This is a genomic window from Mycobacterium sp. E183, assembly GCF_001667735.1.
GTDB lineage: Bacteria > Actinomycetota > Actinomycetes > Mycobacteriales > Mycobacteriaceae > Mycobacterium.
Genome location: NZ_LZJN01000004.1, coordinates 1 through 24,984, shown reverse-complemented (window position 1 = coordinate 24,984; position 24,984 = coordinate 1). Strand labels below are relative to the sequence as shown.

Genomic DNA, 24,984 nt, shown 5'->3' with positions numbered 1-24,984 from the left:
AGCGCGGTCATGGTCTGCAGAGGATCTTCGCAAGCACCGCCCGCAGTTGCCCTTCGGGATCGTCGGGCAGAAAGTCACAGCGCCAGCCGACGAAATCGTCGGGGCGCACCAGCAGCGCGCCGGAAGGGCCGAGCCCGGTGACCGCCGCCCACTCGTCGCTCTCGATGCGATGCGCGGCCACCGACGCCGAAGCCGCGGCGGCGCACCAGCGTTCGTCGCCGGTGAGCACGGTGAATCCCGGGCCCAGCAGGTCGAGCGTCGAAACCCCCTCGCGCACCCAAACATGCGGCACCCGAGTGCCGGGCTGCCCGCGCAATTCGTCGATCAGCGACACGGCGTCGGGATCCGCCGGGCCGGGATCATCGGAAACCACTGCGCCCGAGCGGTATTGGTAGCCGATAAGCAGCGCGAACATCGGCGCCTCCTCGTCCGGCGGCAACATGGGCCGGTCGTCGTCCAACCGCAGGAAGCCCAGCGACGGCCCGCTAAGCGACTGGCGAGCATTGAAGCGCCCGACCGGGTGTCGCTCGGCATGGTAGGTGGTCAGCAGGGCCGGGCCGGCGGTCCCGTTCACGACGGCGGCCAGTTTCCAGGCCAGGTTATGCGCGCTCTGGATGGCGGTGTTGGCCCCGCCGCCCTTGAACGGCGGCATGGTATGGGCCGAGTCGCCGACGAGAAACACTCGGCCGCAGTGGAATTGGTTGGCTACCCGCTCGTAGGGCTGCCAGGGTGCCACATCGATGATTTCCACGTCCATCGGCTCACCGATCGCTTTGCTCAGCATCTCGCGGCACCGCTGGGCGGTGAACTGTACGGCGGTTTCCCCGCGGGCGGGAAAGTACGTGGTGATGAACATGCCCATGTCGTCGCGCACCGACAGAAAAATTCCCTCGACGTCCGGGTTGCTGACTTGGATGGCGTCGCCGTCGCCCAGGTCCGGAGCGAATTTTCGCCACGGCGCCCGGAAGTAGATGAACACGACATAGATGGGCAATGCCCCGTGGCCGGAGGTGGTCACGCCAAGCGCGTCGCGGACCGGGCTGTGCACGCCGTCGGCCGCGACGAGATAGTCGGCGCGTACCGCCTCGGTCGCGCCCGACTCGCGATCGCGGACAACCGCGGTGATGCCGCTAGCGTCTTGTTCGAACGAGCCCAACTCCGTGTTGTAGCGCACCTCGCTGCCGCGCCGGCGGATGTGGGTGAGCAGGATCGGTTCGAAGGCGCTCTGCGGGCAGTACTGGCCGCCGGGCTCGGGGCTTAATTCGTCGAACGGCGCGAAGATCGCGTTGATGTCGATCGCCTGACGCTGTTCGGCGCTGTTGAGCGTCGGCTTGCTCAGCATGTCGGAAACGCCGTTGGCGACCGCGTGGATCTCGTCGGCCAATCCAAGACCGCGCAGGATTTCCAGGGTGCGGAAGCTGAGGTTGCGGGCCTTCGGATAGATGAACACCTCGCGCCGCTTCTCGACCAGCAGCGAGCGGACCCCGTGTTTCGCCAGCAATGCCGACGTGGCGAGGCCGGCGGCGCCGGCGCCGACGATGAGGACTGGAACTCGTGTGGTCGTCATAGAACAAAATGATAGTCGCTATCATTCGATATCTACAGTCAGAATCAAGTTTCGGCGCCTAACCCAGGCGCGCCACGAACTCCTCGGCCGCCGGCAGCGCCCGCTCGCGATCGGAGGCCACCAGGCCGATGCGGGTCCGCCGGTCCACGATGTCGGAGACATCCAGCGCGCCCTCATGGGTGATGGCGTACTCGAATTCCGCCCGGGTGACGTCGATGCCCTCGGCGACCGGCTCGGTCGGGCGCTTACACGTGGCGGTGGCCACGACCTTGGCGGCCTCGGCGCCGTACCGCCGCACCAGCGAGTCCGGCAACCCGGCGACCGGGCCGGAGCCCGGCGGTCCCGGATTGGCGGGCGCCCCGACCAGCGGCAGGTCATGGGTCCGGCACTTCGCGGCGGGCAGGCGCCGAAGGCCGACGGCGCGGTCCAGCACGTCTTGCGCCATGTAGCGGTACTCGGTCAGCTTGCCGCCGATCACGCTGATGATCCCGGACGCCGACTCCACGACGGCGTGCTCGCGCGAGACGTCGGCGGTGCGGCCCTCGCCGGTGTCGATCAGCGGCCGCAGCCCCGCGTAGGCGCCGATGACGTCGGCCGGCCCGAGCGCGACCCCCAACGCGGTGTTGACCGTGTCGAGCAGGAAGGTGACCTCGTCGGCCGACGGTGTGGGCACATCCGGAATCGGGCCGGGGGCGGCTTCGTCGGTCAGCCCCAGATAGACCCGGCCCAGCTGCTCGGGCATGGCGAAGACGAACCGGTTGAGCTCGCCGGGGATCGGAATCGTCAGCGCCGCAGTGGGATTCCCGAACGCTTCGGCGTCGAACACCAGATGCGTTCCGCGGCTGGGCCGCAGCCGCAGCAGGCCGTCGATCTCCGCGGCCCACACCCCGGCGGCGTTGATGACCGCCCGCGCCGCGACGTCGAACGACTGTCCCGTGCGCTGGTCGGTCAGCCGCACCGAGGTGCCGGTGGCCCTCGACGCCGCCACGTAGGTCAGGATCCGTGCGCCGTGCTGCGCCGCGGTGCGCGCGACCGCGGTGACCAGGCGGGCGTCGTCGATCAACTGCCCGTCGTAGGCCAGCAGCCCGCCGTCCAGCCCCGCGCGCCGAACGGTGGGCGCCAGCTGCACGACGCGCTCCGGTGAGATCCGGCGCGACCGCGGCAGTATCGACGACGACGTGCCCGCAAGCGTCCGCAGCGCGTCGCCCGCCAGGAACCCCGCGCGCACCAGCGCGCGCTTGCCCCGGCTCATCGAGGGCAACAACGGAACCACTTGCGGCATCGCGTGAACCAAGTGGGGGGCGTTGCGGCCCATCAGGATTCCGCGCTCGAGGGCGCTGCGGCGGGCGATCCCCACGTTGCCGGTCGCGAGGTAACGCAGCCCGCCGTGCACCAGTTTGGAGCTCCACCGGCTGGTGCCGAAGGCGAGGTCGTGCTTCTCCACCAGCGCCACCCGCAGCCCGCGCGACGCGGCGTCCAGGGCGATGCCGGCGCCGGTGATGCCGCCGCCGATCACGACGACGTCCAGCGGCTCGCCGTCGGCCAGGGCAGTCAGGTCCGCCTCGCGGCGGGCGGCGTTCAGCGCGGTGGGGTCGGGTATCACGACAGGTATCCGTTCAGCGAGTAAGCGAGTTCGACGGCCAGCGTGTCGGCGTCGAGGAGGGGTTCGACGATCTGCGCCGACTGAATGGTCGACTGGGCGATCAGCAACACCATGGTGGCCATCTGGACGGGGTCGCCGGCGCGCACGCTGCCGTTGCGCTGGGCCACCCGCAGCCGGGCGGCGAGGGCGTCGATCAGCATGTGCTGGCTGGTTCCCAGCCGCTCGGTGATGTAGATCGGCGCGAGTTCGGAGTGCAGCACCGACATGACGAGGCGGTCGCGACGCAGCAGATTGGCCACCGTAACGATCTGTCGCACAAGGGATTCCCGGTCGTCACCGAGCAGCGGCGCGTCCCGCATCACCTCGGTGATGTGGCGGGTCAACAGCGCCGCGACGATCGACGGGGTGTCCGGCCAGCGCCGGTACACCGTGGGCCTGCTGACGCCGGCACGTCGCGCGATCTCGGCCAGGGTGACCCGGTCCACCCCGAAGTCGACCACGCAGCTGGCCGCCGCCGCGAGGATGCGCTCCCCCGTGTCCACCGGGACGCGTGCGTTACTGGTTGACAGCATGTGTAATACTGTAACGCATGACGCAACCCGAGGGCCTGCTCCCCCCGATGAAATGGAACGCGTGGGGGGATCCGGCCGCGGCCAAGCCGCTCTCCGAGGGCATAAGGACGCTGCTGAAACAGGCCGTCGGCGTGCAGGATTCCGGCGCCGCCGAGCTGCAACCCGATCAGGTGCGCCTGCGCCCGTCGGCGCTCTCGCAGGCCCATCGCGACGCGCTGGCCGAGCTCGTCGGCGCCGAGTACTGCCGCACCGACGACCGGGACCGGCTGCTGCACGCCGGCGGCAAGTCCACGCTCGATCTGCTGCGCCGCAAGGACGCCGGCGTGCAGGACGCGCCCGACGCGGTCTTGCTGCCCGGTGACGAGGACGCCGTCGCCACGATCCTGCGCTACTGCTCCCACCACCACATCGCCGTGGTTCCGTTCGGCGGCGGCACCAGTGTGGTCGGCGGCCTGGATCCCATTCGCGGCGAGTTCCCCGCCGTGGTGTCGCTCGACCTGCGCCGCCTCGACCAACTGTTCTCCCTCGACGAGGTGTCCGGCCAGGCCGTGTTCGGGGCCGGCGTCACCGGGCCGGATGCCGAACGCATGCTTGGCGCCCAAGGTTTTTCGCTCGGGCATTTCCCGCAGAGCTTCGAATACGCGACGATCGGCGGCTTCGCCGCCACGCGCTCGTCCGGGCAGGACTCGGCGGGCTACGGCCGCTTCAACGACATGGTGCGCGGCCTGCGGGTGGTCACGCCGGTGGGCACCCTGGACCTGGGCCGCGCGCCCGAGTCCGCGGCCGGCCCCGACCTGCGCCAGCTGATGATCGGGTCCGAGGGCGTCTTCGGCGTCATCACCCGGGTGCGGCTGCGCGTGCACCGGGTCCCGGCGGCCGTCCGCTACGAGGCGTGGTCCTTCCCCGACTTCGAGACCGGCGCCGCAGCCCTGCGCGCCGTCACCCAAACCGCGACCGGCCCCACGGTCATCCGGCTTTCCGACGAGGCCGAGACCGGGGTCAACCTGGCCACCACCGAGTCCATCGGGGAAAGCCAGATCACCGGCGGTTGCCTGGGCATCACCGTGTTCGAAGGCACCGAGGAACACGTCGAAAGCCGGCACGCCGAAACCAGCGCCCTGCTGGCGGCGCAGGGCGGAACCTCGCTGGGCGAAGCGCCGGCGCGGGCGTGGGAGCACGGGCGCTTCGGCGCGCCGTACCTGCGCGATTCGCTGCTGTCGGCGGGCGCGCTGTGCGAGACGCTCGAGACGGCCACCGACTGGTCCAATGTTGCGGCCCTCAAAGCCGCTGTGACGCAAGCGCTTACGGACGCTCTGGCCGCGAGCGGCACGCCCGCGTTGGTGATGTGCCACATCTCGCACGTCTACCCGACCGGGGCGTCGCTGTACTTCACCGTCGTCGCCGGGCAGCGCGGCAACCCGATCGAACAATGGTGGGCCGCCAAGAAGGCCGCGTGCGACGCGATCATGGCCACCGGCGGGACCATCACCCACCACCATGCGGTCGGCGCCGACCACCGCCCCTGGATGGGCGACGAGGTGGGCGAGCTGGGCGTGCAGGTGCTGCGCGCGGTGAAGGCCACCCTGGACCCGGCCGGAATCCTCAACCCGGGCAAGCTGATTCCATGACCCGGCGCGAGATCGCGAAGGTGATCGCGCTGACCAATCCCGTCTCGGGGCATGGCGCCGCGATCCGGGCGGCGCAGCTCGCGATCGCGCGGCTGCACCACCGCGGGGTCGAGGTCGTCGAGATCATCGGCGACGACGCGCAAGACGCGCGGTACCTGGTGGGCGCCGCGCTGGAAAAGGGCGCCGACGCGGTAATGGTGACCGGCGGGGACGGCGTCGTCTCCAACGCGCTGCAGGTGCTCGCGGGCACCGACGTGCCGATCGGCATCGTGGCGGCCGGGACCGGCAACGACCACGCCCGCGAATTCGGGCTTCCCACCAAGGATCCCGAGGCCGCGGCGGACATCATCGTCGAAGGTTTCACCCAGACGATCGATCTGGGCCGCATCCGCAACAGCGACGGGGCCACGAAGTGGTTCGGCACCGTGGCGGCCACCGGATTCGACTCGCTGGTGACCGACCGGGCCAACCGGATGCGCTGGCCGCACGGGCGGTTGCGGTACTACGTCGCGATGCTCGCCGAGCTATCGCAGCTGCGGCTCCTGCCCTTCCGCATGGTGCTCGACGGGACGCGCGAGATCGACGCCGACATCACGCTGGCGGCCTTCGGCAACACCCGCAGCTACGGCGGGGGCATGCTGATCTGCCCGCACGCCGACCCCACCGACGGCCTGCTCGACATCACGATGGTGCACGAGGCGTCGCGCACCAAGCTGGTCCGCCTGTTCCCCACCGTCATGAAGGGCACCCACATCGACCTCGCCGAGGTGAGCACGACGCGGGCCCGATCCATTCACGTCGAGTGCCCCGGCATCAACGTCTACGCCGACGGCGACTTCGCCTGCGCGCTGCCCGCGGAGATCAGCGCGGTTGCGGGGGCGCTGCGGATCCTGCGCCGGGCCGGGGACCAATAGCGGGCCACCGGATTTGATATCGCCCGCGATATCAAATCCGGACGTCGCACATTCCCGCGGAGACCTAGCCGACGCCGCGGCTGAGCCAGGTCACCTCGCCGACCTCGCCGCCGTCGCGGTAGGCCTCCAGGGCGTCGTCCCACGCCGTTCCTAGCACGGTGTCCAGCTCGGCGGCCAGGGTGTCGGCGCCCTGCGACATCAGCGCCCGCAGTCGCATCTCCCCGACCATGACGTCGCCGTTGGCGCTCATCGCCCCGCTCCACAGGCCGAGCTGCGGGGTGTGGCTGAACCGCTGGCCGTCGACTCCGGGGCTGGGGTCCTCGGTGACCTCGAACCGCAGCACCGACCACGACCGCAGGGCGTTGGCCAGCCGGGCGCCGGTGCCCACCGGCCCGACCCAGTTGGTGACCGCCCGCAGCTGTCCGGGCATGGCCGGCTGCGGGGTCCACGTGAGGTTCGCCTTCGCCCCAAGGGTCGACGACAACGCCCACTCGACATGCGGGCACACCGCCGCGGGCGAGGCGTGCACGTACACCACGCCAGTCGTCACGTCGGCGAATTGATTCGACGCACGCATTTCCTGCTCCTTCGGTTCCGCGAGGGACGTCTTCCCCAACGACCTGGCGGGACCTGGCAAGCAGGATGTCTAACTATTTTGTGTGTCGTGCGTGTCTATTGTGCCTTGTGATACCCGTGTTGCGCTAGTGTGCATTTTTTCTCAGCCGTATTCCGCGACCACGGCGTCCGAGAACGCCGGCCACGGCTGCAGCGCCCACTCCCCGAAATCGCGGTTGGTCAGGGCCACCAGCGCCAGCTCCCGTTCGGGATCTGCCCAGATGAACCCACCCGCCTGGCCGAAATGGCCGTAGGTGCGCGGCGAGTTGTGCGCGCCGGTCCAGTGCGGCGATTTGGCGTCCCGAATCTCGAAGCCCAGCCCCCAGTCGTTGGGCCGCTGGACGCCGTAGCCGGGCAGCACGCCGTCCAGGCCGGGAAACTGCACCGTCGTCGCCTCGGCGTGCAGCTCGGCGGAGACAGTCACCGGCCGCAGCAGGTCGCCGGCGAATTTCGCCAGGTCAACCACCGTGGACACCGCCCCGAACCCCGCCGCCGCCGCGCCGCCGTCCAGCCGGGTGGAAGCCATCCCGAGCGGCTGGAACACCGCCTCGGTTAGGTAGCGGCCGAATTCGATGCCCGATTCGCGCTCCACGGTCTCGGCCAGCACGGTGAAGCCGTGGTTGGAGTAGATGCGCCGCGCGCCGGGGGCGGCGAGCACGTGGTCGTTCTGCAACGCCAGCCCCGACGCGTGCGCCAGCAGATGGCGCACGGTGGCCCCGGGCGGGCCGGCCGCGGTGCTCAGGTCGACCACGCCCTCTTCGACGGCGACCTGCACCGCGCGGGCCACCAGCGGCTTGGTCACCGAAGCCAGCACGAACACCCGCTCGGTGTCGCCGTGACCGGCCAGCACGCCGTCGGGTCCGATCACCGCCGCGGCGGCGGCCTCGACTGGCCAATCCCGCAGAGCGTCGAGGGCCGCCATCACTTTCGGGCGATGTAGTAGTTGTTGATCGGGTCGGACTCGATCTCGGCGACCCGCACGTCGCCGAATCCGGCGTCGGCCAGCATCGCGGTGGCCAGCTGCGTCCCCCACGCCGTGCCCAGCCCGGCGCCGTCCAGCGCCAACGACACCGTCATGCAGTGCATCAGCGACGTGGTGTACAGGTAGGTGCTCATCGGAACGCCGACGTTGTCCTCGAGGCGGCTCGACGCCTTGATGTCGGCCATCAGCAGCACGCCGCCGGGCCGCAGGGCGCGGTAGATGTTCTCCAGCACCTGCGCGGGCTGGGCCTGGTCGTGGATGGCGTCGAACACGGTGATGACGTCGTAGGCCTCGACCTTGTCCAACTCGGCCAGGTTGTGGCTCTCGAAGGTCGCGTTCGCCAGGCCGAGGTCGGCCGCCTCACGGGCGCCGACGGCGATCGCCTCGTCGGAGAAGTCGATGCCGGTGAAGCGGCTGGCGGGGAACGCGCGCGCCATCACGTTGATCGCGTGGCCGCTGCCGCAGCCGAAGTCCGCGACGTCGGCCCCGTCCCGCAGGCGTTCGACGAGGCCGTCCACCAGCGTCAGCACCACGTCGACCAGCGCCTTGTCGTACACCACCCCGCTCTGCTCGGCCATCAGCGCGTGGAAGCGGGGGAACTCGCTGTAATGCAGGCCGCCGCCGTCGCGGAAGCAGCCGATGATCTTCTGTTCGACCTCGGCGAGCAGCGGGACGAACAGGGTCACCAGGGCGAGGTTGTCCGGCCCGGCCGCCCGGGTCAGCACGCCGGCACGGTGCGCGGGCAGCGAGTAGGTGGCGGTCTCGGCGTCATAGTCGACGACGTGCGCGGTCGTCATGCCGGCCAGCCATTCGCGCACGTAGCGCTCGTTGAGGCCGGCCGCCTCGGCGATCTCGGCGCTGGTGGCCGGCGCGAGCCCGGACATCGTGTCGAGCAGACCGGTCTGGTGCCCGATGCTCAGCAGCAGGGTCAGGCTGGCGCCGTCGATGGCCGCGGCGATTCGTTCGGTGAATTCGTCGGTGGTTTCCGAGGCGGTCTCGGGTGCTGCGTTCATCTGCGCCGCTCCTCGTCATCGTTTCGTCCCCCGCAAGCGGGTGGGGGTCCCACTGCATCGTCCCCGGCGCGCATGGTCAGCGACGGTACACCGTAGTTTGGTGGCCATGAGTCAGACAGTGCGCGGCGTGATTTCACGAAAGAAGGGCGAGCCCGTCGAGCTGGTCGACATCGTCGTCCCCGACCCGGGGCCCGGTGAGGCCCTGGTGGACGTCATCGCCTGCGGGGTGTGCCATACCGACCTGACCTACCGCGAGGGCGGCATCAACGACGAGTACCCGTTCCTGCTCGGCCACGAGGCCGCCGGCCGGGTCGAGGCCGTCGGGCCGGGCGTGACGGCGGTCGAGCCGGGCGACTTCGTGATCCTGAACTGGCGGGCCGTCTGCGGCCAGTGCCGGGCCTGCAAACGCGGCCGCCCTCACCTGTGCTTCGACACGTTCAACGCCTCGCAGAAGATGACGCTGACCGACGGCACGGAACTGACGCCCGCGCTGGGCATCGGGGCGTTCGCCGACAAGACGCTGGTGCACGCCGGGCAGTGCACCAAGGTCGATCCCGCCGCCGACCCGGCCGTCGCGGGCCTGCTCGGCTGCGGGGTGATGGCCGGCATCGGCGCGGCGATCAACACCGGCGGCGTCACCCGCGACGACACGGTCGCGGTGATCGGCTGCGGCGGGGTCGGGGACGCCGCGATCGCCGGCGCCGCGCTGGTCGGGGCCCGGCGGATCATCGCGGTCGACACCGACGACACCAAGCTGGAGTGGGCCCGAAAGTTCGGCGCCACCCACACCGTCAACGCCCGCCAGGCCGATGTCGTCGAGGCGATCCAGGACCTCACCGACGGGTTCGGGGTGAACGTGGCGATCGACGCGGTCGGCCGGCCGGAGACCTGGAAGCAGGCCTTTTACGCCCGCGACCTCGCGGGAACCGTTGTGCTGGTGGGGGTTCCGACGCCCGACATGAAGCTGGAGATGCCGCTGATCGACTTCTTCAGCCACGGCGGGTCGCTGAAGTCGTCGTGGTACGGCGATTGCCTGCCCGAACGCGACTTCCCGACGCTGATCGATCTGTATTTGCAGGGCCGGCTCCCGCTGGAGCAGTTCGTCTCCGAGCGCATCGGCCTCGGCGACGTCGAGGAGGCCTTCCACAAGATGCACGGGGGCAAGGTGTTGCGTTCGGTGGTGGTGCTCTAATGGTCGAGATCCAGAAGGTGGTCACCCACGGCACGTTCGAACTGGACGGCGGCAGTTGGGAAGTCGACAACAACATCTGGCTGATCGGTGACAACTCCAACGTCGTGGTGTTCGACGCCGCGCACACGGCCGAGCCGATCATCGAGGCCGTGGACGGCCGGCACGTGGTCGCGGTGGTGTGCACGCACGGCCACAACGACCACGTGACGGTCGCGCCGGAACTGGGCGAGGCGCTCGACGCGCCGGTGCTGCTGCACCCGGCCGACGAGGTCCTGTGGCGAATGACGCACCCCGACAAGGAGTTCCGCTCCGTGTCCGACGGCGAGACGGTCAAGATCGGCGGGACCGAGCTGCGCGCGTTGCACACCCCGGGCCACTCGCCCGGATCGGTGTGCTGGTATTCGCACGACCTGGGCGTGGTGTTCAGCGGCGACACCCTGTTCTCCGGCGGCCCGGGTGCGACCGGCCGCTCCTATTCGGATTTCCCGACGATCCTGCAGTCGATCTCCGAGCGGTTGGGCAAATTGCCCGGCGAGACGCTGGTGCACACCGGCCACGGCGATGACACCACGATCGGCGACGAGATCGTGCACTACGAGGAGTGGGTGGCCCGGGGCCACTGAGCGTTCGCGCGCCCTGGCGGCCACATCCGTCACACGCGCAACGGTTTCCTACCACCATGCCGCCGCCGGATTTGATATCGCCGGCGATATCAAATCCGAGGGTCGCCTAATGGTCGCGGACAGGCGGGCTATTGCCCCTCGAAGATCCGCCGCTTCTCGGCCTCGAACTCCTCCTGGGTCAGCGCCCCCGAGTCACGCAGCGCCGCAAGGGTTTTGAGCCGCTCCAGGCGCACCCCCTCGTCGGTCGGCTCGACGGGCGCCGCGGTCACGACCGGCGCCCCGTAGTAGGGATTCGCCGCCACAACGGCCCGGCGGCGGGTGCGGCTCAGCCACCGGCCCGACAACACCGATCCGGCCAGGCCCACCACGAACGTGGCGACGAACAGCCACACCGCAAAGCCGTAGGAACTCTTGTGGCCGAAGGCCAGTCGCGGGTCGATGTACCCGTTGACCTGTCCGTCGGTCGTGATGTTGTAGGTGCCGCTCGACGCGACGCGGGCGACCCACACCCGCACGTGTGCGTCGTTGTTGACCGTCGTCGTCGTCCCGATGCTCTCGGTCACGACGGGCTGCGCCACGCCGTCGGGCGGCGCGATCGTGACGCCCAGCGGCGGCACCGGCAGCCCGCGGTCGGGGCCGCTGATGACGACGGTGTGCAGGCTGATGGTGACATCACCGGCGGGCAGGTAGAGGCTGCCCGACCCGGGGACGGGCACCTCACCGTAGGCGTTGTATTTGTCCAGAAAGAAGGCGTTGAGCACCAGGGCGGCGATGAAGCCGCCCACCGATACGACCATCACGACGATGGCAGCGGCCAGCGAAATCTTCGCGAGCCGTCGGCTGCTCATCCAGGCAGTGTGTCACCGCGACGGCAGACGGCGCACACTGGGAGCCGGGTGAAACCGGTAAGGAGTGATACGCATGGCCAACGATCTCGTCGCCACGGTCCCCGACCTGTCCGGCAAGCTGGCTATCGTCACGGGTGCCAACAGCGGCCTGGGCTTCGGTCTGGCCCGCCGGCTCGCGGCCGCCGGCGCCGACGTCGTGATGGCGATCCGCAACCGCGCCAAGGGCGAGGGGGCGATCGAGCAAATCCGCAAGACGGTGCCGGACGCCAAGCTGACCATCGCCGCGCTGGACCTGTCGTCGCTGGCCTCCGTCGCCGCGCTGGGTGAACAACTCAACGCCGAGGGCCGCCCGATCGACATCCTGATCAACAACGCCGGCGTCATGACGCCGCCGGAACGCGACACCACCGCCGACGGCTTCGAATTGCAGTTCGGCAGCAACCATCTCGGGCACTTCGCGCTGACCGGGCACGTGCTGCCGCTGCTGCGCGCCGCCGGCAAGGCGCGCGTCGTCTCGCTGAGCAGCCTGGCGGCCCGCCAAAGCGGCAAGATCCACTTCGACGACCCGAATTTCGAGAAGTCCTACGCGGCGATGTCGGCGTACGGCCAGTCGAAGCTCGCGGTGCTGATGTTCGCCCTCGAGCTGGACCGGCGCGGCCGCGCGGGCGGTTGGGGCATCGTGTCCAACGCCGCGCACCCGGGCCTGACCAAGACCAACCTGCAGATCGCCGGGCCCTCGCACGGCCGGGAGAAGCCCGCGCTGATGGAGCGGCTGTACAAGGCGTCCTGGCGCTTCACGCCGTTCCTGTGGCAGGAGATCGACGAGGGAATCCTGCCTGCGCTCTACGCGGCGGCCGCCCCGCACGCCGAGGGCGGCGCGTTCTACGGGCCCCGCGGGTTACAGGAGCTGGCCGGCGGCGGCGTCCGGCCGGCCAAGGTCCCGGCGCCGGCCCGCAACGAGGCTGACTGCCAACGACTTTGGGAGCTTTCCGAGCGGCTCACCGGCGTCAGCTACCCGAAGCCGGACTGACGACTATCGTTGGGACATGCGGCCTGAGCCAAGGATGCCCGAATCGAGCATTGTGGTTCGGCCCGAGCCCGTTTACACCCAGTCGTCGCGGCTGCAGGCCGCCGGGCTGGCGCCGGCCATCGCGATGTTCGAGCGCGCCGCCGAGCAGGTGGCGCTGCCCAAGCCGCCGCAGCCCATCGTCATCGCCGACTACGGCGCCGCCAACGGCCACAATTCGCTGAAGCCCCTCGCGGCCGCCATCGCGGTGCTGCGCCGCCGTACCCGTCACGACCACGCAATCCTGGTGGCGCACACCGACATACCGGACAACGACTTCTCGGCGCTCTTCCACACCCTGGAAGACGACCCGGAGAGCTACCTGCAGCTCGACAACGCGACGTTCGCGTCGTCGATCGGCCGTTCTTTCTACGACCAGATCGTGCCGTCCAAGACGGTCAACCTCGGCTGGTCGTCGTGGGCGACGCAGTGGCTGAGCGCGATGCCCGGGGAGGTGCACGATCACGTGCACGTCGCCTACAGCAGCGACGCCGCGGCGCGCGCGGCGTACGCCGAGCGCGCGGCGCTGGACTGGCACAACTTCGTCGCGTTCCGGGGCCGCGAGCTGGCCCCCGAGGGGCGGCTGGTGGTGATGACGATCGCGCTCGACGAAGACGGCACGACGGGGTTCCCGACGCTGATCGACGCGATGCTCGAGGGGCTGCGGGAGCGCGTGCGCGACGGCCTGGTGCGCGAGGACGAGGCGCGGCGGATGACCATTCCCACCTTCGCCCGCGGCGAGAAGGACTTCCGCGCCCCGTTCGCGCCCAGTGGGCGCTTCGAGGGCCTGACGATCGACCAGCTGGAGATGTTCAACGCCGAGGACCGATTCTGGGCCCGCTTTCAAGCCGACCGCGACGCCGAGGCCTTCGGCGCGCAGTGGGCTGCCTTCGCCCGCGCGGCGCTGTTTCCCGCCCTGGTGCGCGGGCTGGACGGCGGGGTCGACGACGCCCGGGCCCGCGAGTTCGTCGATCAGCTCGAGCGCGCGGTCGCGGTTCGGCTGGCAAGCGCACCCGAGCCGATGCGAATCCCCCTGGCCTTGGTCGAGCTGGTCAAACGCGAACGATCCGGTGCGTGAGAGTTTCGACACATCCCGGCAACGGGTAACCCCCGACAATCGCGACCTGCGATTGCGAGGGGGTTATTGCATGAGCGTGCAGGACGACAAGTCGGCTGACCAGGACGCCGATCTCAAGTCGGCTGACGAGGACACCGATCAGAAGCTGACGGAAAAGCCCGAGCCTGACGAGGACGATAAAGCGAAGGCCGCCGAGATGATGGAGGCCTATAAGGAGAAGCCGACCATCGTGCTCCCCGGCACCGGCGGGAGCGTATCCGGCACCGCCGTCAACGACTGGCTGGACGAGGACGGCAATCCCAAGCACGAGGTTCCCGAGGGTACCGACTCGAAGGCCGAAAATTCCGACGACGAGCGCGACGAGCAGGCGTTGAAGGAACAGATCGAGAAAGACAAGGAGCTCAACGAGAAGCTCAAAGAGGCCGCGGCCGCCGAGAACAAGGGCGAAAAGGGTTGACCCGTCGGCCCGTTCCGCGCTACGGGCCGAATTGAGGGATGCCGCTGATGCCCAAGTCGCCCGCGATCCCCTGCACGATCTGATTGACGCGGTCCAGCCCCGGGATGGGTTCGTTGAGACCCGGCACCGGCGGGATGGGCGGCACCTCGGGGATCCGCGGGGCCACCGGACGGGCGGGCGCGGCCGCGAGTGGGGGCGCCTGCTGCGGTTTGGCTGACGGGACGCTGCTGGACGGCGTCTCGGTGTTGGCCGGCGGGTTGGTGTCCGTGCTCGACGGCGGCGGAGCCTCTTGCGTCGGGGGCGGCGGCTGCGCCGTCGCGGTATTGGGCGGCGGGGCGGGCGCCCGACTGCTGGTCACGCCCGGAGCCGGCGTGTTCGCCGAGTCGTTCGAGGAGGTCAGGCCGATCGTGACCGCGGTCCCCACGAGCGCAACCGCGGCCGCCCCGCCGACGATCGCGGCCAGCACCGGCAGCCGAAACAGGCGGTTCTTGCGCTTGGCGATCGGCCGCTCGCGCGGCTCGTCGATGTCAATGGCGGGCGCGGCCCCCGTCGGCCTCTCCGACCCCACTGGAGCCGCCTGCGCCGTCGCCGTGACGGGTGCGGCGGGCGCGGCCCCGGTCGCCGCCGCCGCGAACGCCTCCCCGGGCCCGTGCGCCGCCCGCAGCGCGGCCCCGGTCGCGGCCGTCAGCTCCGGGCGCGCCGTGGTGATGACCGGGACACGGAAGTACTGCGACAGCGTGGTGGTGATCGACGGGATGTGCGCCCCGCCGCCGGCGGATGCCACCGCGACCAGATCTTGAATCCCGTTGCGCGCCAACGCGTTTTCCAACACGGCCACGAACCTGTCCAGCGGGGTGCGGATCGCGTCGTCGAGCTCCTCGCGGGTGACCCGGATTTCGCCGGTCAGCCCGTCGGCCACCGTGGTGACCGTGTTGAACGACAGCTCTTCCTTGGCGTTTCGGCACGCGGTCCGCAGCCGGCTCAGCGAGCCGATCGCCACGGTGCCGGCCGGGTCGAAGGACGCGGTGCTCGGCATGTTGGCGACGACGGCGCTCAGCAGCGCCTGATCGATTAGGTCGCCGGAGAAGTCGTGCAGCCGCAGGGTCGGGGCCAGCGCCTGGTAGTCGCCGTCGGCGCGCAGGAAGGTGACGCTGGTGCCGGTGCCGCCGAAGTCGCACACCGCCACCGTGCCGCGGCCCGGGATGCCGGCGTTGTTGCGCGCGGCGACGAGCGTGGCGGCGGCGTCGGGAATCAGCAGCAGGGGCCGGGCCCGGTTGGACCATTCGGCCACCGAGCTCAGCGCCGTGCCCACCGCGTCCACCGCCGCGGACGGCCAGTGGGCGGGGTAGGTCACGGCGACGCTCTCGGGCAGGGGCCGCCCGCCGGTGACGGCGTAGGCGAGCGCGCGCATGGCGTCGGCGATCAGTTGCTCGCCGCGGTGCACCGAGCCGTCGGGCGCCACGATGCCGCGGGGGTCGGAGACCCGGTTGACGAATCCGGTCAGCACCAGGCCGGGCTGGTTGAGCCGCGGGTTCTCGGCGGGGATGCCGACCTCGGGGGCGCGCTCGGGGTACAGCGTCAGGACGGGCTTGCGGGTGATGGCCTGGCCGGGGGCGACGGCCGCCAGGTTGGTGGCCCCGATCGACAGTCCCAGCGCGGTCTCAGCTCCATCGGCCATGTATCCCAACCCCAAACCTCAGCGACTCGCAAACCGGCTCGCCGTCATTGTGCCGCGGAAACCTGTACCGCGTCTCAGCGCAACCTAGGTGCCGGCTGTGCGGCGCGTCAGCGAATGTTGCCGGTCCCCGCGATCAGCGGGAGGTCCAGCGGCGTGACCCAGCCCGGCCGCAGGTCGTTGACGGCCGGCACCGCGTTGAGGGCGCGCATCCCGGTCGCCAGGCACCCGGCCGTGGCCGCGTCGCGGCCCGAGCCGTCGGTGAACCGGAACGCGGTCTCCTGGAAGATGCTGGGCGTGCCCTCGATGTCCACCCGGTAGACGTCGTTGTCGTGGCCGGACGGCCAGTCGGGGGCGGCGTCCAGGCCGATGCGGTTGACGTGCTCGAGCTGAATCCTGGTGTCGCCCTTGTAGATTCCGTTAATGGTGAACCGGACGGCGGCGACGTGCCCGGCCTTGATGACGCCCTTGACGGTGTGCCGCTCGGTGGGCGTCACCCACTTGTCCCAGGTGGTGGTGATCTCATCGAGCATGATGCCCGCGGCATGAGCGATCATCGGGACCGTGGCGCCCCACGCGAAGATCAACATGTTGGAGTCTTCGAGCATCGGGCTGTATTCGGGTTCGCGGCCGATGCCCATCTCGACCTCGTAGTCACCCTCGTAGTTGGTGTAGTCGAGCAGCTCGGACGCGCGCACCCGGCGCACCTCCGAGCACAGGCCCATCAGCGTCATGGGGAACAGGTCGTTGGCGAACCCCGGGTCGATGCCGGTGGTGAAGCAGGACGACTCCCCCAGCTCGCAGGCTTCGGTGATGGGCGCGATCCACTGCGGCGGGTTGAGGTGCATCGTCGGCCACACCCAGGGGGTCATCGCGGTCGAGCACACGTCGATGCCGGCCCGCAGGAAGCGGGTGATCAGCGCGATGTTGTCCTTGGCGTGCATCGCCGTCGGGCCGTAGTGCACCAGCGCGTCGGGCTGCAGCGCGATCAGGGCGTCGACGTCGTCGGTGGCCTTGATGCCCACCGGCTCGGGCAGCCCGCAGATGTCGCCGACGTCGCGGCCGACCTTGTCGGGATTGCTGACGCCGACACCCACCAACTCGAACAGCGGATGCTTGACGATCTCGGCGATCACCATCTTGCCGACGAAGCCGGTGCCCCAGACCACCACACGTTTTGAACCGTGTTCCGACATACTCACCTTCCCGTACCAGCCCCCGTGGGACTCACACTAGACCGGGCCGGTCGTCGCCTTGGCCGGAAACCTTCCCTAGCACCGCGTGTGGTGACACGATGCAAATCATGACCAAGCATGTGCGCGGGCTCTCGATCCTGTTCGCCGTCGCCGTCGCGGCGGCCCCGGGCGTGGCGCACGCCCTCCCCCAGATGCCCCAGGCCCGTTACGAGGTGACCGGTACCGGCGTCGCGCAGTACATCTCGTACCAGACCGACAACGGACAGCTGCACCAGGTGAATGCGCCGCTGCCGTGGTCGACGGAATTCACCGCCTTCGGGGGCCAGGTGTTCGTGGTCAGCGCGCAGGGGGTCGGCCCCATCCGCTGCCGGATCCTGCTCGACGGCAACGTCGTCGCCGACGCGCAGTCGGCCGGCGGCCGGACCGTATGCACCCATTAACGGAGGTCCTGTGAGTCTGAAGACGGGTATCGCGACGCGAACCAACGGGGCGCCTCCGCCGGAGGTCCCGCTCTCCGACATCCATCTGGAATCGCTCGACTTCTGGGGTCTGGACGACGACTTCCGCGACGGCGCGTTCGCCACGTTGCGTCGCGAGGCCCCGCTGTCGTTCTGGCCCGCGATCGAGATGGAGGGATTCGTGGCGGGCGAGGGTTATTGGTCGCTCAGCCGCCACGACGACGTGCACTTCGCCAGCCGTCACCCGGAGATCTTCAGCAGCACCCCCAACATCACGGTCAACGACAACGCGCCGGAGATCGCCGAGTACTTCGGGTCGATGATCGTGCTCGACGATCCTCGGCACCAAAGGCTGCGCTCGATCGTCAGCCGCGCGTTCACGCCGAAGGTGGTGGCGCGCATCGAGGCGTCGGTGCGCGAGCGCGCCCGCCGGCTGGTCGCGTCGCTGATCGCCAACCACCCCGACGGCGAGGCCGATCTGGTCACCGAGCTCGCGGGGCCGCTGCCGCTGCAGATCATCTGCGACATGATGGGCATCCCCGAGGACGACCATCAGCGAATCTTCCACTGGACCAACGTGATTCTCGGGTTCGGTGACCCCGACCTGACGACCGACTTCGACGAGTTCCTGAAGATCTCGATGGACATCGGCGCGTACGCGACCGCGCTCGCCGAGGACCGCCGCGTCAATCACCACGACGACCTGACCACCAGCCTGGTCGAGGCCGAGGTCGACGGTGAACGGCTGTCGTCGGCGGAGATCGCGTCGTTCTTCATCCTGCTGGTGGTAGCCGGCAACGAGACGACGCGCAACGCGATCAGCCACGGCGTGCTGGCGCTGTCCCGCTACCCCGACGAACGGGACAAGTGGTGGGCCAACTTCGACCGGCTGGCGCCGACCGCCGTCGAGGAGATCGTGCGGTGGGCCTCGCCGGTGGTCTACATGCGGCGCACCCTGACCCGTGATTTCAAGCTCAGCGGCACCAAGCTGGCCGAGGGAGACAAGGCCGTGCTGTGGTACAACTCGGCCAACCGCGACGAGTCGAAGTTCGCCAATCCCTGGCAGTTCGACGTGGCGCGCTCCCCCAACCCGCATTTCGGATTCGGCGGCGGCGGGGCGCATTTCTGCCTGGGCGCCAACCTCGCCCGCCGCGAGATCCGGGTCGTCTTCGACGAATTGCGCCGCGAGATACCCGACATCGTCGCGACCGACGAGCCCGCGCGGCTGCTGTCGCAGTTCATCCACGGCATCAAGGCCCTGCCGGTCGCCTGGACCCCGCCCCGGTAGCGCTCAGTCCGGCTCCGCGAGCAGACACAAACTCGCACTGAGCGCAGCAAAATTGTGCGAGTTTGTGTCTGCTCGACCAGGTTTATCGTTACCTGCATGACGATTCCCGAGTTTCCTAACCCGGAGGTGCTGGCCGCCCGCGAGAAGCTCGTGCTCGACCATTTCCACGACGAGGTCCGCCAGGACTGGGACGACGTGTTGGCGACGTTCCCGCATCCGCGCTACGAGCTGATCCCGCAGATGATCGTGCACGACGGCGACAGGGCGGTGCGCGACTACTACACCTACACGCGCACCGCCTTTCCCGACCAGGACCACGAGATCATCGCGCTGCGCCACAGCGCCGACGCGGTGATCGTCGAGTTCTGGTTGATGGGCACCCATCGCGGTTACCTGGGCAAGGTCCCGCCCACCGGCAGCCGGTTCCGGGTCCGGATGACCGCCTACTTCGTCTTCGACGACACCGAAACCCTTGTCTGCGAACGTATTTACTTCGACACGCTGACCATGATCAAACAGCTGCTCGGCGGGCTGGACATGAAGAAGCCAGCGAACTGGCTGCTGGCCGCGCGCTGCGCGCGCGGCTTCCTGTCGATGTCGTCGGAAAAGCCCGACCCGGCGCTCACGGGTGCCTAGACTCTCTGCATGCGTGGCCTTTACGCGTTGGGCGGCCTGACCGTCGCGGCGATGCTGGCCGCCTGCCCCGGCGCCGCGGCCGCCCCCACCACCTCGCACACCGTGAAGTGGATCGACCTGCAGGTCGGCGACTGCGTGGCCGACCTCCCGCCGATCGACCTGAGCCGGGTGACCGTCACCGCCGTCGACTGCGCCACACCACATTTGGCCGAGGTGTACCTGCGCGGTCCCTTGGCCGTCGACAAAGCCGTCGCCATCGTCGCCAACAAGGACTGCAACGACGGATTCGCCCCGTACACCGGGCGATCCGTCGACGGCAGCCCGTTCTCGATCACGTTTCTCATCGACTCGAACCAGGACCGGACCGGCGCGGACCCCACGCCCAGCACCGTCATCTGCCTGCTGCAGTCCGCCACCGGGCAACCCCTGACCGGGTCGGCGCGCCGCTGATCAGCGGCCGAGTTGTGCCGCCAGGTCCAAGAAGTCGGACGCGTTGACGTCGAACTCGTCGGAATAGGCCACGTCGGCCTGGCCGTCGGCCCCGAACTCCATCGGGCGCGCGACGAAGGCGGTCCGGAATCCGATTGCGGCCGCGGCGCGGATGTCGTATTTGTGGCTGGCCACCATCATGATCTCGGCGGTTTCGAGGCCGAGGTAGGTCGCGGCCATCCGATAGATGGCCGGGTCGGGCTTGAACACCCCGGCCATCTCCGCGGCGAACACCGCATCCCACGGCAGGCCCGCCCGTTTGGAGATCTCGACGACGGCCGACACGTCGGCGTTGGACAGGGTGGCCAGCGTGTACCCGGCTTTCAGGCGCGTCAGCCCGGGCACCACGTCCGGCCAGGGTTTCAGCCGCCGCCAGGCCTGCGTCAGCTCGTCCCTTTCGGCCGCTGTGAATGCGATGCCGCGCTCGTCCAGGATGGCGTCGAGCGACCGCCGATACACCGAGTGCACCGACACCCACCCGCTCTGACGGGACCGCGCCGCCTCCAGCGTCGTGAAGTAGCCTGCGCGCCAACGCCTTACCACCTCGGGCCAGTCCGCTTCCGGGTGCCGCCCGGCGCTGATCCGCCGCGCCTCGTCGCAGACGGTCGAATGAAAGTCCGTCGCCGTGCCTTGCACGTCGAACAGCAGAGCCTTGACCACAGGCTTCATCATGCAACGATGTGCGTCGTGGCCGACACCGACTGCGCCGACGAGCTAGAGCCCGACTACCGGTTCACCTTCGCCAACGAGCGGACCTTCCTGGCCTGGCAGCGCACCGCGCTGGGGTTGCTCGCCGCGGCGGTCGCGCTCGTCCAGCTGGTCCCCGAGCTCGCCGTCCCGGGCGCCCGCCGGGTGCTGGCGGTGGGGCTCGCGGTGCTCGCGATCCTCACCAGCGGGATGGGCCTGCTGCGCTGGCGGCAGGCGGATGACGCGATGCGCCACGGGCGGCCGCTGCCCCGGCATCCCTCGCCGACCTACCTAGCGATCGGGCTCACGCTGGTCGCGATCGTGGCGCTCGGACTGGTGATCGCCAAGGCGGTGATGCATTGACCGACGCGCCGGGTGGCCCGGTGGAGCGGACGATCCTGGCCTGGACGCGGACCTCGTTCGCGTTTCTGGGCAACGGCGCCCTGCTGATGATCAGGAATCTGCACGGCCCGGTCGGGCCCGCCGCCTTCATCCCGGCCGGCCTCGCCGGCGCGGTGGCGTTGGCGACGTTCGTGATCGCCGTTCGGCGCCAGCGGGTTCTGCAGCAGCGCCCCATTCCGCCGCGCGTCACGCCGCGGCGGCAGGTCTACATCGTCGGGGTCGCCGTCCTGCTGCTCGTCGCCGTGACTACGGTCGCCCAGCTGATCTAGCAGCGTATTTCGTCGTCAACGGGGTCGACGTCATCCGCGCGATCTTCGGCTACGAATCACCAGCGTGGACAGGTCCGGGCACCCCGCCGCCCTGCTGCGGCATCGGGTTGCCGCAGCAGGGCGACAAACTCGATCCTTCGGCGGCGCGCCGGGCGCTAGGCTACCGATCGATGACCGGACCGCCCACGCCCAGCAAGGACCTGGACGCGCTGCTGCACCAGGTCGCGCGCGGCGACCGCGACGCCTTCGCCGCGGTCTACGACCTCACAAAGAGTCGGGTGTACGGCATGGTGATGCGGGTGCTACGCGATTCCGGCTACAGCGAGGAGACCACCCAGGAGGTCTACTGCGAGGTGTGGCGGACGGCGCCGGACTACGACTCCAGCAGGGGGTCGGCTCTGTCCTGGCTGCTGACCATCGCGCACCGGCGGGCCGTCGACCGGGTGCGGTCCGAGGAGGCTTCCGGCAGGCGGGATTCCCGCTACGCCGCGGCCAGCGCCGACCCCGCCAGTGATGTGGTCGCCGAATCGGCGATCGCCGGCGACGAGCGCCGCCGCGTCGCCGAATGCCTGGGCGCGTTGACCGACACGCAGCGGGAGTGTATCCAGTTGGCGTACTACGACGGACTCACCTACAGCCAAGTGTCGGACCGGCTGGCGGCGAATCTGTCGACGGTCAAGTCGCGCATGCGCGACGCGCTGCGTGCCTTGCGTAACTGCCTGGATGTGCCATGACGGAACCGAACGAATTCGAATTGCTCGAGCTGGCAACGCCGTACGCGTTGGACGCCGTGTCCGACGAGGAGCGGGCCGACATCGAGCGGCGGCTGGCGGCCGCGCCACGGTCGGTGGCGGCGGCCTTCGACGACGAGGTTCGTGCCGTCCGCGAGACGCTGGCGGTCATCTCGGCGACGACAGCCGTCGAACCACCGGCGCACCTGCGGGCCGCGACGCTGGCGGCGATACCCGCACACGGCGAACGCAGATACGGTTGGCGCGCCGCCCTTTTGGGGGCCGCGGCGGCAGCGGTGGTGGTCGGCGCCGCCGCATTCGGCATCGGCATACTGCTGCGTCCGCATCCACCGTCCACGATCGCCGAGCAGGTGTTCGCGGCCCCGGACGTGCGCACCGTGTCGGGACCGCTCGGCAATGGCACTGCGACCGTTGTCTTTTCCCACGACCGCAACGCCGGCGTGCTGGTGATGAACAACGTCCCGCCGCCGAAGCCCGGGACCGTCTACCAGATGTGGCTGCTGAGCGACAAGGGGCCGACGTCGGCCGGGACGATGGGCACCGCCGCGGTGGCGCCGTCGACGACCGCGACGCTCACCAACCTGGGGTCGTCCACCAGCCTGGCGTTCACCGTCGAACCGGGCACCGGGTCCCCACGTCCGACGGGGACGTTCCTGGCCGCGCTGCCCCTCGGCTGAGCGGCGCACGGCTCCCGGAAAATCGTGGCCCGTCCGCGGCGTCGGCACAACCACTTTCGACCACCCGCCCACTCTTCCGGACGGACGATCCGTCGCCATTCCCATCGGCGGCCCGCCGACGTCACATCAGATCGTCTCCGGCGATCGCCTGCAATCAGAACCCTCGAGGTCGCCCCGACCAAGGGCTGCAGGTGTATTCGTTCAACTACGGCTAGAAACTTCTGCCCCGGCACCCATCCGAAGGTGTTCGGGCTCCGAATCGCTGTCAAATGTCGGACCAACCAAAGGAGTCAAAGGCGATGAAGTCACACAGGACGTCGGTGGCGGCGAAGGGGTTCGCGGTGGCGGCGATGCTGGGTCTGGGTGTGGTGACCGCTCCCACCGCGGCAGCGGCCGATTTGGTGGGCCCCGGGTGCTCTGATTACGCGGCAGCCAACCCCAGCGGCCCGGCGTCGGTGGAAGGAATGTCGCAGGTTCCGGTGGCGGTGGCGGCGTCCAACAACCCCGCGTTGACCACCCTGACCTCCGCGCTGTCGGGCAAGCTGAACCCGAATGTCAACCTGGTCGAGACGCTGAACAATGGGCAGTACACGGTCTTCGCTCCGACCGACGCCGCATTCGGCAAGCTGCCGGCGCAGACGATCGACCAACTGAAGACGGATTCCAGGTTGCTGACCAGCATCCTGACCTATCACGTGGTGCCCGGCCAGCTGAGTCCGGCCAAGGTCGCCGGCTCGCACAAGACCGTTCAGGGCGCGAACGTCACGGTGACCGGCCAGGGCAACGGCCTGCGGGTCAACAACGCGGGCCTGGTCTGCGGCGGCGTACCGACCGCCAACGCGACGGTGTACATGATCGACACGGTGCTGCTGCCGCCGGCGTAACGGCGCACTCGGTCCCGCTCGCCACACCGGCCTCCCCGGGAAGTCAAGCGGTCTTGCAGCCGGCCGCTTGCGCCCGGCCAGAGGCTGGTGTGGCGATGCGCTAGCGGCCCACGGCGAGACGATCGGTCAGCGGTCGCTGACCTGTACGGCGGCCGAGAGCTCTACGTGCGAGTAGGCGACCGAATGCGCGGGCGCGTCCATGTTGCCCAACACGAACGCAAGGGGCGCCGCCAAGCAGGCGCACCAACGGCACAGTGTTTCCATTGGGCCACACCGCCTTTCGCATCGGTTGGGGATCGCGCCTTGTTCGGTTACCCCGCCGACTGCGGGGGCAAACGGAGATTCGCCGAAAAGCTGGCGCCCCGCCCGCCTCACCCGTCACCGGAAAGCAGACGGACGCCGAACTGCCCGCCTCACAGCGACAACCGCGCCTACCCCGGCGTTGTCGCTACGAGGCGGGCAAACACCCGCCCGCTTCCGCCGTCGGGGCGGCCGGGGCTGGTGTGGCGGGTGTGGCGTTAGGCGATGACGTAGTCGCTGAGCGGGAATGTCGCGGCTTCCCGCACCGAGTTCAACGTCGAGGTCGGTCGCAGCAGCGAGGCCTCGCCGCTGGGGCTGAAGTAGTACGAACGCGACGTCGCGCAGTTCCCGGCGTAGAACACCGTGTTGTCCAGCCGCTTGGTCATCCGCTCCATGAATCGGTCGTTGGCCTCTTCGGTCACCTCGAAGGTCGTCGCACCGCGGCGCTTGACCTCGCCGAGCAGCCGGTCCATGTGCCGCATCTGGTATTCGATGGTGTGGAAGAAGGACAGCCCGGAGAAGGCGAACGGGCTGGCCAGGCTCAGGTAGTTCGGGAAGTAGGGCATCGAGAGGCCCTGGTAGGCCTGGAAGCGGGTCTCTCGCCACCACTTGCCCAGGTTGCGGCCCTTGCGGCCGACCACCTCGATGGCCGGGAAGTTGGCCTCCCACAGGTCGAAACCGGTCGCCAGGACCAGGGTGTCGATGACGGTCTTGCGCCCGTCGACGGTGACGATGCCGTCCGACTCGATCCGTGCGATCGAGTCGGTCTCCAGGTGCACGTTCGGCTTGGTGAACGCGCGGTAGAAGCCGTTGGAAAAGGTTGGCCGCTTGCAGCCGAGGTCGTAGTCCGGCGTCAGCCTGGCGCGCAGTTTCTTGTCCCGGATCCACCGGAATCGGTTGATCTTGGCCAGGTCGGATGCAGAGATGTTCCCCCGACCGCGGGACTCCCGGAAGTGCAGCGCTCCGACGACCATGATGATTTCGAGGAGGATGTCGGTCACCCACCGCAGCGTCCGCTGCGCCACCGGCACCCGGGCGAACAGGCTGGGGAATTGACCGTGTACCAGCGCACCGCGACGCATGTGCTGCCCAAGTTCGACTTTGAGTTTCCCC

Annotated in this window: 26 protein-coding genes and 1 pseudogene; 16 read left to right on the top strand and 11 right to left on the bottom strand. The window is 69.4% G+C overall.

Annotated elements, in window-relative coordinates; genetic code table 11:
• Positions 1-7 precede the first annotated feature (7 nt).
• The 3 genes from A5691_RS00870 to A5691_RS00860 are packed head-to-tail and all read right to left on the bottom strand — an operon-like array spanning position 8 to position 3,742.
• The gene (locus A5691_RS00870) at positions 8-1,567 is read right to left on the bottom strand and encodes an FAD-dependent monooxygenase (RefSeq protein WP_068015497.1); all 1,560 of its coding nucleotides are present in this window, start codon (positions 1,565-1,567) and stop codon (positions 8-10) included.
• Positions 1,568-1,625: 58 nt separating this feature from the next.
• On the bottom strand, positions 1,626-3,170 hold the full coding sequence (locus tag A5691_RS00865) for a glycerol-3-phosphate dehydrogenase/oxidase (protein ID WP_068015491.1): 1,545 nt from the start codon (positions 3,168-3,170) through the stop codon (positions 1,626-1,628).
• Positions 3,167-3,742: a TetR/AcrR family transcriptional regulator gene (locus tag A5691_RS00860; protein WP_068015490.1), complete on the bottom strand. Its 576-nt coding sequence runs from the start codon at positions 3,740-3,742 to the stop codon at positions 3,167-3,169. The genes A5691_RS00865 and A5691_RS00860 overlap by 4 nt, the downstream gene beginning before the upstream one ends.
• 47 nt (positions 3,743-3,789) lie before the next feature.
• Here A5691_RS00860 and A5691_RS00855 point away from each other — a divergent pair, with 47 nt between their 5' ends.
• Complete coding sequence (locus A5691_RS00855) at positions 3,790-5,370, top strand: FAD-binding oxidoreductase (protein WP_369827044.1); 1,581 nt, start codon at positions 3,790-3,792, stop codon at positions 5,368-5,370.
• Positions 5,367-6,284 carry a diacylglycerol kinase gene (locus tag A5691_RS00850; RefSeq protein WP_067749650.1) on the top strand — a complete coding sequence of 306 codons (918 nt, stop codon included), beginning with the start codon at positions 5,367-5,369 and terminating at the stop codon, positions 6,282-6,284. Before A5691_RS00855 ends, A5691_RS00850 begins: the two co-directional genes overlap by 4 nt.
• A gap of 64 nt (positions 6,285-6,348) precedes the next feature.
• Here A5691_RS00850 and A5691_RS00845 read toward each other — a convergent pair whose 3' ends face one another.
• From A5691_RS00845 to A5691_RS00835, 3 genes are all read right to left on the bottom strand, one after another.
• Positions 6,349-6,861: a DUF3145 domain-containing protein gene (locus tag A5691_RS00845; protein WP_067749648.1), complete on the bottom strand. Its 513-nt coding sequence runs from the start codon at positions 6,859-6,861 to the stop codon at positions 6,349-6,351.
• 141 nt (positions 6,862-7,002) lie between these two features.
• A complete protein-coding gene (locus tag A5691_RS00840) occupies positions 7,003-7,821 on the bottom strand; it encodes a serine hydrolase (RefSeq protein ID WP_068015486.1) in 819 nt (272 codons plus the stop codon).
• On the bottom strand, positions 7,821-8,894 hold the full coding sequence (locus A5691_RS00835) for a class I SAM-dependent methyltransferase (RefSeq protein WP_068015483.1): 1,074 nt from the start codon (positions 8,892-8,894) through the stop codon (positions 7,821-7,823). The genes A5691_RS00840 and A5691_RS00835 overlap by 1 nt, the downstream gene beginning before the upstream one ends.
• A gap of 106 nt (positions 8,895-9,000) precedes the next feature.
• Here A5691_RS00835 and A5691_RS00830 point away from each other — a divergent pair, with 106 nt between their 5' ends.
• A complete protein-coding gene (locus A5691_RS00830; protein ID WP_067749642.1) occupies positions 9,001-10,086 on the top strand; it encodes an S-(hydroxymethyl)mycothiol dehydrogenase in 1,086 nt (361 codons plus the stop codon).
• Positions 10,086-10,709, top strand: a complete 624-nt coding sequence (locus A5691_RS00825) for an MBL fold metallo-hydrolase (protein ID WP_067749640.1) — start codon at positions 10,086-10,088, stop codon at positions 10,707-10,709. Before A5691_RS00830 ends, A5691_RS00825 begins: the two co-directional genes overlap by 1 nt.
• A gap of 128 nt (positions 10,710-10,837) precedes the next feature.
• Here A5691_RS00825 and A5691_RS00820 read toward each other — a convergent pair whose 3' ends face one another.
• On the bottom strand, positions 10,838-11,557 hold the full coding sequence (locus A5691_RS00820) for an SHOCT domain-containing protein (RefSeq protein WP_068015480.1): 720 nt from the start codon (positions 11,555-11,557) through the stop codon (positions 10,838-10,840).
• Between the two features lie 73 nt (positions 11,558-11,630).
• On the opposite strand from A5691_RS00820, the gene A5691_RS00815 reads away from it, so the two are divergent.
• The 3 genes from A5691_RS00815 to A5691_RS00805 all read left to right on the top strand — a co-directional run bounded on the left by A5691_RS00815 (position 11,631) and on the right by A5691_RS00805 (position 14,158).
• Entirely contained in the window at positions 11,631-12,587 is a 957-nt protein-coding gene (locus tag A5691_RS00815; RefSeq protein ID WP_068015478.1) for an SDR family oxidoreductase, read from the top strand.
• A gap of 16 nt (positions 12,588-12,603) precedes the next feature.
• Positions 12,604-13,701, top strand: a complete 1,098-nt coding sequence (locus tag A5691_RS00810) for an SAM-dependent methyltransferase (protein ID WP_067890622.1) — start codon at positions 12,604-12,606, stop codon at positions 13,699-13,701.
• Positions 13,702-13,771: 70 nt separating this feature from the next.
• Positions 13,772-14,158, top strand: a complete 387-nt coding sequence (locus A5691_RS00805) for a hypothetical protein (RefSeq protein ID WP_067749633.1) — start codon at positions 13,772-13,774, stop codon at positions 14,156-14,158.
• Positions 14,159-14,177: 19 nt separating this feature from the next.
• On the opposite strand, the gene A5691_RS00800 is transcribed toward A5691_RS00805, so the two are convergent.
• Positions 14,178-15,836 (bottom strand): Hsp70 family protein, encoded by a 1,659-nt coding sequence (locus A5691_RS00800; RefSeq protein WP_068015476.1) that lies wholly within the window; start codon positions 15,834-15,836, stop codon positions 14,178-14,180.
• Positions 15,837-15,943: 107 nt separating this feature from the next.
• Positions 15,944-17,029 carry a dihydrodipicolinate reductase gene (locus A5691_RS00795; protein WP_067749629.1) on the bottom strand — a complete coding sequence of 362 codons (1,086 nt, stop codon included), beginning with the start codon at positions 17,027-17,029 and terminating at the stop codon, positions 15,944-15,946.
• Between the two features lie 107 nt (positions 17,030-17,136).
• Between A5691_RS00795 and A5691_RS00790 the strand changes: the two genes are divergently transcribed.
• The 4 genes from A5691_RS00790 to A5691_RS00775 all read left to right on the top strand — a co-directional run bounded on the left by A5691_RS00790 (position 17,137) and on the right by A5691_RS00775 (position 19,861).
• Positions 17,137-17,469 carry an MmpS family transport accessory protein gene (locus A5691_RS00790; RefSeq protein WP_197499162.1) on the top strand — a complete coding sequence of 111 codons (333 nt, stop codon included), beginning with the start codon at positions 17,137-17,139 and terminating at the stop codon, positions 17,467-17,469.
• A 10-nt stretch (positions 17,470-17,479) separates the two neighbouring features.
• Positions 17,480-18,775, top strand: coding sequence for a cytochrome P450 (locus A5691_RS00785; protein ID WP_067783984.1), 1,296 nt, complete (start codon positions 17,480-17,482; stop codon positions 18,773-18,775).
• 96 nt (positions 18,776-18,871) lie between these two features.
• Positions 18,872-19,411 (top strand): ester cyclase, encoded by a 540-nt coding sequence (locus A5691_RS00780; protein ID WP_067783982.1) that lies wholly within the window; start codon positions 18,872-18,874, stop codon positions 19,409-19,411.
• Between the two features lie 51 nt (positions 19,412-19,462).
• Positions 19,463-19,861: a hypothetical protein gene (locus A5691_RS00775; protein ID WP_231975329.1), complete on the top strand. Its 399-nt coding sequence runs from the start codon at positions 19,463-19,465 to the stop codon at positions 19,859-19,861.
• Here A5691_RS00775 and A5691_RS00770 read toward each other — a convergent pair whose 3' ends face one another.
• Positions 19,862-20,572 (bottom strand): haloacid dehalogenase type II, encoded by a 711-nt coding sequence (locus tag A5691_RS00770; RefSeq protein ID WP_082950077.1) that lies wholly within the window; start codon positions 20,570-20,572, stop codon positions 19,862-19,864.
• A 6-nt stretch (positions 20,573-20,578) separates the two neighbouring features.
• Here A5691_RS00770 and A5691_RS00765 point away from each other — a divergent pair, with 6 nt between their 5' ends.
• The 5 genes from A5691_RS00765 to A5691_RS00745 all read left to right on the top strand — a co-directional run bounded on the left by A5691_RS00765 (position 20,579) and on the right by A5691_RS00745 (position 23,571).
• Positions 20,579-20,950: a YidH family protein gene (locus A5691_RS00765; protein ID WP_067785509.1), complete on the top strand. Its 372-nt coding sequence runs from the start codon at positions 20,579-20,581 to the stop codon at positions 20,948-20,950.
• Complete coding sequence (locus A5691_RS00760) at positions 20,947-21,258, top strand: DUF202 domain-containing protein (RefSeq protein WP_067785512.1); 312 nt, start codon at positions 20,947-20,949, stop codon at positions 21,256-21,258. The genes A5691_RS00765 and A5691_RS00760 overlap by 4 nt, the downstream gene beginning before the upstream one ends.
• A gap of 170 nt (positions 21,259-21,428) precedes the next feature.
• A complete protein-coding gene (locus A5691_RS00755) occupies positions 21,429-21,992 on the top strand; it encodes a sigma-70 family RNA polymerase sigma factor (protein WP_067785525.1) in 564 nt (187 codons plus the stop codon).
• Positions 21,989-22,687, top strand: a complete 699-nt coding sequence (locus A5691_RS00750) for an anti-sigma factor (protein WP_067785515.1) — start codon at positions 21,989-21,991, stop codon at positions 22,685-22,687. The genes A5691_RS00755 and A5691_RS00750 overlap by 4 nt, the downstream gene beginning before the upstream one ends.
• A 350-nt stretch (positions 22,688-23,037) precedes the next feature.
• Positions 23,038-23,571, top strand: coding sequence for a fasciclin domain-containing protein (locus A5691_RS00745; RefSeq protein ID WP_231975330.1), 534 nt, complete (start codon positions 23,038-23,040; stop codon positions 23,569-23,571).
• A gap of 518 nt (positions 23,572-24,089) precedes the next feature.
• Here A5691_RS00745 and A5691_RS00740 read toward each other — a convergent pair.
• Positions 24,090-24,984: pseudogene (locus A5691_RS00740) on the bottom strand (NAD(P)/FAD-dependent oxidoreductase); the annotation flags it as partial.